Source organism: Symbiopectobacterium sp., assembly GCF_051710365.1.
In the GTDB taxonomy this organism is placed as follows: domain Bacteria; phylum Pseudomonadota; class Gammaproteobacteria; order Enterobacterales; family Enterobacteriaceae; genus Symbiopectobacterium.
Genome location: NZ_JBPETA010000013.1, coordinates 1 through 9,602, shown reverse-complemented (window position 1 = coordinate 9,602; position 9,602 = coordinate 1). Strand labels below are relative to the sequence as shown.

At 55.9% G+C, this 9,602-nt stretch carries 9 protein-coding genes; all 9 read left to right on the top strand.

Going from position 1 to position 9,602, the window contains the following annotated elements; translation table 11 throughout:
* The first annotated feature begins 1 nt into the window (after position 1).
* The 9 genes from ACTBDZ_RS02320 (at position 2) to ACTBDZ_RS02280 (ending at position 9,500) form a co-directional block, all read left to right on the top strand.
* Positions 2-706 (top strand): class I SAM-dependent methyltransferase, encoded by a 705-nt coding sequence (locus ACTBDZ_RS02320; protein ID WP_438814081.1) that lies wholly within the window; start codon positions 2-4, stop codon positions 704-706.
* Complete coding sequence (locus ACTBDZ_RS02315) at positions 699-2,384, top strand: (2,3-dihydroxybenzoyl)adenylate synthase (protein ID WP_438814080.1); 1,686 nt, start codon at positions 699-701, stop codon at positions 2,382-2,384. Before ACTBDZ_RS02320 ends, ACTBDZ_RS02315 begins: the two co-directional genes overlap by 8 nt.
* Complete coding sequence (locus tag ACTBDZ_RS02310) at positions 2,368-3,711, top strand: salicylate synthase (RefSeq protein WP_438814088.1); 1,344 nt, start codon at positions 2,368-2,370, stop codon at positions 3,709-3,711. The genes ACTBDZ_RS02315 and ACTBDZ_RS02310 overlap by 17 nt, the downstream gene beginning before the upstream one ends.
* A gap of 45 nt (positions 3,712-3,756) precedes the next feature.
* A complete protein-coding gene (locus tag ACTBDZ_RS02305; protein WP_438814079.1) occupies positions 3,757-4,710 on the top strand; it encodes a helix-turn-helix transcriptional regulator in 954 nt (317 codons plus the stop codon).
* 225 nt (positions 4,711-4,935) lie between these two features.
* Entirely contained in the window at positions 4,936-7,065 is a 2,130-nt protein-coding gene (locus tag ACTBDZ_RS02300; RefSeq protein ID WP_438814078.1) for a TonB-dependent receptor, read from the top strand.
* Positions 7,066-7,119: 54 nt separating this feature from the next.
* Positions 7,120-8,502, top strand: coding sequence for an ABC transporter substrate-binding protein (locus ACTBDZ_RS02295; RefSeq protein ID WP_438814077.1), 1,383 nt, complete (start codon positions 7,120-7,122; stop codon positions 8,500-8,502).
* Entirely contained in the window at positions 8,495-8,641 is a 147-nt protein-coding gene (locus tag ACTBDZ_RS02290) for a hypothetical protein (protein WP_438814076.1), read from the top strand. The genes ACTBDZ_RS02295 and ACTBDZ_RS02290 overlap by 8 nt, the downstream gene beginning before the upstream one ends.
* Complete coding sequence (locus ACTBDZ_RS02285) at positions 8,631-8,903, top strand: hypothetical protein (RefSeq protein ID WP_438814075.1); 273 nt, start codon at positions 8,631-8,633, stop codon at positions 8,901-8,903. The genes ACTBDZ_RS02290 and ACTBDZ_RS02285 overlap by 11 nt, the downstream gene beginning before the upstream one ends.
* Positions 8,904-9,029: 126 nt before the next feature.
* Positions 9,030-9,500, top strand: coding sequence for an ABC transporter transmembrane domain-containing protein (locus tag ACTBDZ_RS02280; protein ID WP_438814074.1), 471 nt, complete (start codon positions 9,030-9,032; stop codon positions 9,498-9,500).
* Positions 9,501-9,602: the final 102 nt, after the last annotated feature.

The following is a 9,602-nucleotide window of genomic DNA, read 5'->3' as shown; positions in this document are numbered from 1 at the left end:
GATGGACGATTTCTACTCACCCGTAGCGGAATATTATGACCTGGTGGCCAGAGCACACTCTGAAGGCGATACCGTGTTGCGGGAACGTCTTGCGGCCACCGAATTAAATGGCGAACCGATCCTGGATCTCGGGGCGGGAACCGGGCGCACGGTCGCGGCTATTGCCGATAGCGTGCCACAGTGTGACATTCTGGCGGTGGAGCCGGCGCCGGCCATGCGCGCCGTGTTGATGCATCGCGTTATCAACGATCCGCAGTTGCGTCAGCGCGTGACCGTGGTCGCTGAACCCGTGGATCAACTGCACCTGCCGGAAAAACTGGGCGCAGTGGTGGCTTATGGCGTATTGGGGCATCTGTGCCGGGAAAAGCGCCAGCAGTTATGGCAGCTACTGTTACCGCGACTGTCGGCTGGCGCACCGATTTTTGTTGAACTACTGCCGCTGGAAAAACCGATCGTGCTGCCCGCCTTTCCGCTCGCTTGTGAAACAGTAGGTAAACGGCATTACACCGCATCATTGCAAGGCGAACCGGGGCCAGACGATACTATGCTGCTGACGTCCTGCTGGACGGTGCGCGGTGGGCCATGCCCGGCACAGGTGATCCGTAATCAGAGCGTCTGGCACACATTTAGTCTGGCGGAACTTGCGCAGGAAGCGGGGTTGCGCGCAGAACGTCTCACCGCTCAGGCCGGGGTGCTTTATGCATAATAATGATGCGCAGGATGCTTATCTGACCGATACCCGTTTGCACGATACCGATGCTCGTCGATTGCCGCCACCGCTTGCCTGGCCGCCGGATGTCGCCCAACACTATCAGGATGTGGGCTACTGGCAAGCGGATACGCTATCCACCCATATTATCCGTTGGCAACAGGCCTACAGCGAACACATTGCCTTGATCGCTGAAGGGCACGCTTGGCCCTATTGGAAACTGATTGGTCAGAGCAGGCGTTTTGCCACCATGCTCAGTCAACATGGGGTCTCTCCCGGTGACACGGTGTTGGTGCAGTTGCCAAATGGCGCTGATTTCGCTGTTGCCCTGTTTGCTTTATTGCTGATTGGTGCTGTACCGGTATTGGTCGTGCCGACACTGTGTACCAAAACGGTAATTCAGGTGGCGGTGCAGGCTTGCTCTCGACGTTACTTGGGCAGCGCTCGTCTCTGCCAGAGCGAAAACGATGCGTTGATCACGCAACTGGCTGAATACGGGTGCCGTGCACTCTTCAGTGGCAAAACGGATCGCTTTTGTTATTGCCAGGAGACGATGATCGCTGTACCGCCGCCCGGAGATGAGGCGAGCAATATTGCGCTGCTGTTGCTGTCAGGCGGAACAACCGGCATACCAAAACTGATCCCGCGCACCCACGCCGATTATGGTTATAACTTTCAGCGCTGTGCTGAACTGTGCGCGTTGAGCGAGCGTGATCGCTATTTGGCGGCTTTGCCGATGGCGCACAATTTTTCGCTGGCGTGTCCCGGCGCGTTAGGGGTGTGGTCGCTCGGCGGTTGCGTGGTGGTTCCTGCCACGCCGGCACCGGAAGATGCTTTCGCAGCAATTGCCCGTTTTGGTGTCACACTCACCGCATTGGTACCGTCATTAAGCCAATGTTGGCTCGAAGCGCTGGACAGTGAACTTACTGATTTGCGGTCGCTGCGTCTGATTCAGGTGGGCGGTGCCAAACTGGATTCCATTCGGGCTGGCGCGATGCTGAATCGTTTCGGATGCCAATTACAACAAGTGTTTGGCATGGCAGAAGGGCTGATCACCGCCACCAGGCTGGAGGATACGCCACACACCATCCTTACCACGCAAGGGCGACCGTTGTGTGAGGATGACGATATTCGCATTGTGGACCCCTCCGGGATTGCCGTTTCCCCTGGTAACACGGGTGAGCTATGGGTGCGCGGACCCTATACGATTCGAGGGTATTTCCGCGCTGGTCCCTCAGGTGTGCAGTCGTTCACGTCTGAGGGGTTTTACCGTAGCGGCGATCGGGTCCGACGTTTACCGGATGGCAATCTTTGCGTCGAAGGGCGCATCAAGGAAACCATCAACCGCCACAGTGAGTCCGTGGGGGTGGGGGACATCGAGGATGCGTTACGCATGCATCCTGATGTGCGTGACGTGGCCGTTGTGGCCGGCTTGGATGAAACGGTGCATGCGGTGGTAGTCGCCAAACGTTCACTGTTGTTGGCGGATTTGTGTGCTTTTTTGGAACAACAGGGCGTGCCCACATCCCGATGGCCTGACGCGCTGAGCGTGGTAAAAGCATTGCCGCTTACCCCAATGGGAAAAATCAATAAACAGGCACTAACGGCGCGCATTCTCGGTCGTGTAAGGGAACAGGTAAAGGTAAAGAACAACCATGATGGGATATCACAGTAGACGGCATCTGATTTTGCCTGAGGCTCAAACGCTGCCAGTCATCGCGGAACTGCTCAACCAGTTGAAAGGGGAAGACCATTATGTCTACGAGCGTCAATCCTGCTGGTATCTCGCGTTAGGGCAACGAGCATCGTTAACCGTCGATGCCGCTGGCGAGCAGGCGACCACCATCACCGATAACGGCATCAATACCACACGCGTCAAGGGATCGCCTGCGGAATATGCCCGTCGCTTTCAAGCGGCACATGGCAGTGAAAATCTGCGCATCTATGGCGAAGCGGGGTTTCACTATGCGCTTTGTGTTCAGGAACACGCATACAAACCGGGGCGCTGGCCGGTGTTGAACCTGATTGTTCCGCGTGAGGAGCTGATTTTTTGCGATAACGGCGTCACCGTGTTAGCGGAGGATGCACTGCGTTGTCGGCAGTTGTCAGATTGGATATTGAGTGCCGTTGCCGTGGCGAAACGTCGAGGAGGGGATGCCCGACTGGCGCACGTTGCCGAACTCGCCTGCGATCAGGGCGATTACTGCCAGCGTGTATGCCAGGCGATTGAAGAAATTAACGATGCTCACTACAGCAAGGTGATCCTGGCGCGAGCCATGCCCCTGAAACAATCGGTGGATATGGCAGCAACGCTGCTGCGTGGACGCCAGGCCAACACGCCGGTACGCACGTTTTTGTTGCGACAAGGAGAGCGGGAAGCCGTCGGTTTTTGTCCTGAGCTGGTGATGTCCGTCGAGCAGGACAAGGTGAGTACCGACACGCTGGCGGGCACCTGCGTAAAGCATCAGGATGCCGCCCCGTCAAACGCATTGCTGAACCATTCCTTAAGCGACGACAAAGAGATTGTTGAGCACGTAATGTCAGTCAAAGCGGCGGTAGAGGAAATGCAAGGGCTGTGCCAGCCGGAGAGTGTAGTTATCAATGATTTGATGTCGGTACGTCAACGCGGCAACGTGCAACACATTGGATCGCGCGTTAGCGGTGAATTGGGCTTCGGGAAGGATGCGTGGGACGCTTTTGATGCCCTGTTTCCCGCGATAACCGCCACGGGCGTGCCGAAGCGCGCCGCGCTGTCGGCAATTGCCCGACTTGAATCGTCCCCGCGCGAACTCTACTCCGGTGCCATACTCTGGTTAGACGGCAAAACGCATTTCGAAGCGGCACTGGTGCTGCGTTCTGCGTTTCAGGATAGCCATCAGCGCTGGTTACAGGCCGGGGCTGGGGTGATTGCGCAATCATCACCTATACGTGAATTCACTGAAACGCAGGAAAAGTTGGACAGTATTGCGCCTTATCTGGTCTTCCAGCAAAAAACGCGGTAAGGATGCAACAAGGATGCAACATCGAGGGACTGGAGGAAGGGTTACATGTCATCAGTACAACACCTCTCATCGCTAAAACAATTAAGCGATTTGGCTCGTCATTGGGACTACGAATGTGAAATAGTCGCGGCAGAAAAAAGCCCGACCCATGAGGTCGCGTTAGAGGGCACGCTGCGGGCCGTGACGTTGCCGTATGGGATCGATCTTTGCCTTAACGACATCACTACCCGCGAGGAAGATTATCGCAGTGCCACCCTTAAACAGTGCCTGACCATCTTGTTGACCCTGGACGGGGACACGCCAAATTATTATCTGGATGATGGTCGCATGCTGGTAATGGAACTTGGCGTGGCCAAAGTGATTGCCACTTGTAGCCCGCTTCGACTCTGGTGCCGCAATCCGAGCGGTCATCATAGCCGTAGTCTGGTTATTCAGGCGGCTCCACGGCGTATTGTCGATGGCGAATTGGCACAGCAGATTGAACGCTTGCTACAGCATGAAGGTATTTACAGTTTTATGGTTCCGCATCACACCCTGACGTTGGCCGACAGCCTGTTTACCCTATGCGATAGCTGCGTGCCAGGACGGTTGCATATTCATAGCTGCGTGTTGGATCTGTTGGCGCAGGGGCTACGCGCCGTAGAACAGACGCCGTCCTTGATGCCTTATACCGCACCCTGTCGGGATACGGTGCGCATTTTAAAAGTTCGCGATAAACTGCTCGCGCAGTTGGATAACAATCACTGCCTGTATGATTTGGCGCGTGAAGCCGGGATCAGCATCAGTGCGCTCAAAAGCAAATTTACTGCGGTTATGGGGCAATCCGTGTTTTCTTTCTTGCGCGAGCAGCGGCTGATGCGTGCGCGAAAAGGGTTGGAATCAGAAGGATGGACGGTGAAACAGGCCGCCTATTATGTTGGCTATCAGCACCCCAGCAATTTCTCTACCGCTTACCGTCGCAAGTTTGGTCGTTGCCCCCGTGATGCGCTCAACGCCTGATTCTGGCTCCCGTCACAGCTGTTTTGGCTTTTATCATAGTTAAGTTCGCTGGGGTGGCGTCGGACCTCCCCCCTACACTCTTCGCACCGAAAATAATTATCATTTCGTTTTTTTTTGCTGCGTTGAGGGATGGACATGCTGAACAACAAGTACTCCTGTCACAAGCGAATCATATACCCACTGTGCGCGTGCGCCGGGTATATGATGTATGGGGCAGTGGCAGCAATGCCAGTCGATACTGTGCAACCCCCTACGGCGTCGGAAGAAGATGACAGCGTTGTGTGGGTCACTGCCCGCAAAATCAAAGAAGATCCTCAGCGTGTGCCGCTCAGTTTGAGCGTGTTTGACAAACAAACGCTCGAAGACCGCCGTATCGATGATATTGCCCGGCTGATCCGTGAAGTGCCGAACATAGGCATGAGCGCGCTGGGCGATGGGCGCTCCACGCATCTCTCCATGCGAGGCGTGGGCACGTTGGCGCAGCCCCTTGGGCACGATGACACCTCGGTCGTCACCTACATTGATGGCGTACCGCAGCCGCTGTTTGGCTCTGATTTGCGTTTTCTCGACGTTGAACGTATCGAAGTGCTGCGCGGGCCGCAGGGCACCGTGTTTGGGCGCAATGCCCAGGCTGGAGCCATCAATATCATTACGCGTCAACCGAGCGATGATGCCCAGCACACGCTGCGTGCGGAAGGCGCGCTGGATCGACGTTCCCAGAATCTCGGGCAGTTGACGCTTTCTGGCCCGCTGCGTGACGACACGCTGAAAGGCAGTTTTTCTGCTGCCTACGCCGATCAGGGCGGTGACGTGCGCAATCAGGTCGGAGGATGGATGGGGCGGGAGCAGAACGGTGCAATGCGCACTACGCTGCTGGCAACCCCCGATGACATCACCCAACTGGTGCTCGCGCTAAGCTATGGGCGCGATCGCCTTACTCCGTCCAATTTCGTGCTGCAAGGTACGCCGAACTTTCCCATTGTAGCGCTGGACCCCAAAGGCTGGGCACATCGAGAAACGGGGGCACTGTCGCTGACCGCCAATCGCACGCTGCGTACCCTGCAAGTGACCTCGGTTACCGCCTTCAATCGCTATGATTTCGACAACCTGACTAACAATTCCGAAGCGCTCACCTATGGAACCTGGTTTAACCAGCCCAGTGCAGCATTTTTACCGGCACTTGACTGGAGTACCTATGACGAAAAACAGCGCAGCTTCTATCAGGAACTGCGGATGAGCAGTCTGGATAAGGCCCAGGTGGGGTGGGTCGGCGGCATGAATTACCTGCACGACGACTATCGCCTGATGAATGACTACACCACGACCTCGATGTTGGCACCGAGCAACGCCAGTTCGATGATCAATGGAATGCGCAACAACCATTATCAAACGGACAGCTACGCGCTGTTTGGCGAACTGACCACCGCGCTGACGGAAAACGAAAAATTAAAAGGCACGCTGGGATTACGTTACACCCACGACAGCAAAGGGTATCACGCTCATTTTCAAAATAATGGTCACCCCGGTAACGTTGCCGCTTTCGATCAGCAAGGAAGATTGCAATATGACATGGTGACCGGACGTGCCGCGCTACACTATCAACTGACACGCGATGCCATGCTGTATACCAGCGTGGCGCGCGGTGCCAAAAGTGGAGGGTTCCCCAACTTCACCAATAATGTCCCCAGCGGCATGCGGGATGACCCCTATCAGGCGTCTTCGTCGTGGAGTTATGAGGTCGGAAGCAAGAACCGTGTCGCTGGTGGGCGTGGTGAATGGAATCTGGCGCTGTTTTACAACCAGGTGCGAAACGAGCACCTGTTTGCCAAAGAAAAGAATTCGATGGTCTTTACACCACAATCCATCGATACCTCAAGCTATGGCGCGGAGTTGGACGGAGGATGGCAAGTGGCGGAGCACTGGCGATTTGGCGGCGGCGTCGGATTCACCCATGCAGAACTGCGTAATGTGTCCACCAGTGTGGCTGATAAAACCGGAGCGCGTGATGGCTATCGTGTTCCTGCGGTTCCCCGTTTTACCACCTCGATGACCTTGGCCTATTACGACTCTGCCGCCGCGTTGGGGATCCCTGACGCCAAGGTGTTTGCGCTGGCACAGCACCAGTTTATCGCTCAGCGTGAGGCGAATGTGAATAACAACTTTACGCTGCCCGCTTATCGCCAGATCAATCTCAGGGCTGGGTTAGAGTTCCCGTCACTGGATGTGTACCTGTTTGCGCAAAATCTGACGAATGAGCGGCCCCAGTATACCGGCATAAGCTATATTCCCGGCGTGAACGTGGTCACCGTGGGACACGGGCGAGTGATCGGTGCCGGAATGAAGGTACACATGTAGCCGTTGTGCCGCACGGCGCGGTGCACGCTGGCATTATCAGGATTCAGGATTCGGATGAGAAAACAGAGAATAATACTGCGGGTTGTTGTACTTCTTGCTCTGCTGGTTGCAGCCGTTGGGTTCTTTTGGATACATAGCGACGTCGCTGATACCACGCGCGATGACAAAACGCTACGGGTGGTCATGCTCGGCAGTCAAAATGAGACGCTGGAGTATGGTCAGGCACAAACCTACTTTCCCTGGGCGGTGATGGGAAACGTGTGTGATGTGCTGGTTCGGTGGCGCAATGGGCGGCTGGAGTACCAGTTGGCTACGGCCATTGAACCGAATGAGGATGCCACGCGCTGGACGATACGCTTGCGCTCCGATGTCTATTTTTCTGACGGCAGTCGCTTATCGGCAACCAACGTGTTAACCAGCCTACAGCAGTTGTCGCAGTCCATCGGTTTTGGCAGTTTCTTTCAGTATGTTGATTTTACGCAGAGTGCCGTAACGGATGCATTGACGCTGAAGTTACAACTGCGACATCCACGCGCCGATCTGGTACCCGCGGTGCTGGCGGCGGCCAGCATGGTATGGAAAGCCGGTCCGCAGACCGGCGATTTCCCGGTGTGCAGCGGCCCCTGGCAAGTGAGTCTCTTTGACTGTGTCAACGGTGCCGAACTCACGCGTAATCCGTATGCCTGGCAGCCTGCCGTTTACTTTGAGCGCATCGTCATTCGTCCCTTGGCCGATGCGGCTGCGCGTGTCAATGCGTTGCTAAGCGGTGACGCCGATTATGCGTTTGATATCCCCGTGAGCAGTGCGCGCATGTTGAACGGACAGCCCAAATATCGCGTGCTGCGCAGCGGTATCGTCGGTGCCAACGCTTTCTATTTTTCCATGAACACGCGTATTCCGCCCTTTAACGATGTTGAAGTGCGTCAGGCACTGAAGGCACTGGTGAATCGCCAACAGTTAGTGGATGTGGTGCTGGAAGGGTATGGCTATCCGTGTAACGATCTGTTTGGTCAAGGTTTGCCCGGCGGGAATACGTTGGCGTGGCCGATAAAACACGATGTCGAGGTGGCTCGTCAGGTATTTGTGCAAAAAGGCATTACCACATTGACGCTGGTGACGGCCGATTTGACCCCGGGGCTTAACAACGCCGCCGAGCTGCTACGCCAGCAACTGGCGGAGATTGGCGTTACGTTGACGCTGGTGCGGCTTAACCCGGCAGACTATCTCAGTGATATTCGGCGACTCAATCAAGCACCGTTAATGGCGATGTTTGCGCTCAATCGCCCCTTTGTCGCCGCGCTACCCGTGCTGTTCGGCGACAATAATCCGTATAACTACGGGGGGTGGTATCCCTCCACTATGGCAGAGCGAGTGGCCCGCCTGCGCGCCACGCCAGAACCGTCGTTTGCAACAATTGCAAAGGCAAGTCATGCATGACGGGCCCTATCTGGTGTGGGGGTACCGGGATCAATTGTCAGCGGCGGTTGCTGACTTGCAGGGCGTGGAATTAAGTCAGGGTGTACCGCTGTTTGGCGATGCTGACTGGATAAAAGGCTCGCGGGCAAATGGTCGTTAATCTGAAGCGATTCTGCCTGCTGCGGGTGTTGACCACGCTGTTTTCGCTGTGGCTGGTGAGCGTACTGACGTTTTATGCGGTGGCAACCGCACCCGGTGACGCGGTGAACAGGGCGCTGGCCGAGCGTGCAACCCCGTCGTCGCTGGCCTACTGGCGTCATCAATACGGGCTGGATAAACCGGTAATGGAGCGCTATCTGAGCTGGTTCAAGGGCACGTTAAGCGGTGAGTGGGGCCGTTCGTTGACGAGCGTCACCTACTGATTCGCTTGAGAGCATCAAACCGACGTCATTGCTAGCGCCTATTCGGGGCTGGATTGCGCTTGCCGCTCTGCTGCAAATGTTTTCGGCGGGCTTGGTATTGGTTTATGTGAATTGATTAAGGTGCTGATGGGGGCGTCGCTGACACGGCATCAGGAGGCCTGGCGCGTAATTATGCTGGCCTGCGTCTGCCTGGCTTCCGGTTTGGCCCTGCGCGGTCTGGCGGAACTGGTTACCCATCTGGCCGATAATCATTTGGCCTTGTCGTTACGCCGTCAATTAGCGCAACGTCTGTCTCAGGCACCGCTCTGCTGGTTTACCGCCCAGAGCAGCGGGCGGATCAAACAAGGGCTTCAGGATGATGTCACGGCGATTCATCATCTGGTGGCACACGCTTGTCTTAATATCACCAATGCGAGCGCTACGTTGCTGTTTGTCTACGGCTATCTGCTGTGGGTTGACTGGCGTATGACGCTGGTTGCCCTGGTGCCGCTGTTGCTGTTTATGGTGTTCTACCGGCAGGTGCAGAAGGGGTGTCAACGCAAAATGTCGGAATACGGCACGGCGCTGGCACAGGTGAACCCGTCATTCCGCACCTGATTTTTCTTTTTTCGGGACTTGACGGTATTCTGAAGTTCTGAATTTATTACTGCTTTTTGCAGACCAATCAGCATGAGTACTCCCCACGTTACCATCCGTAAC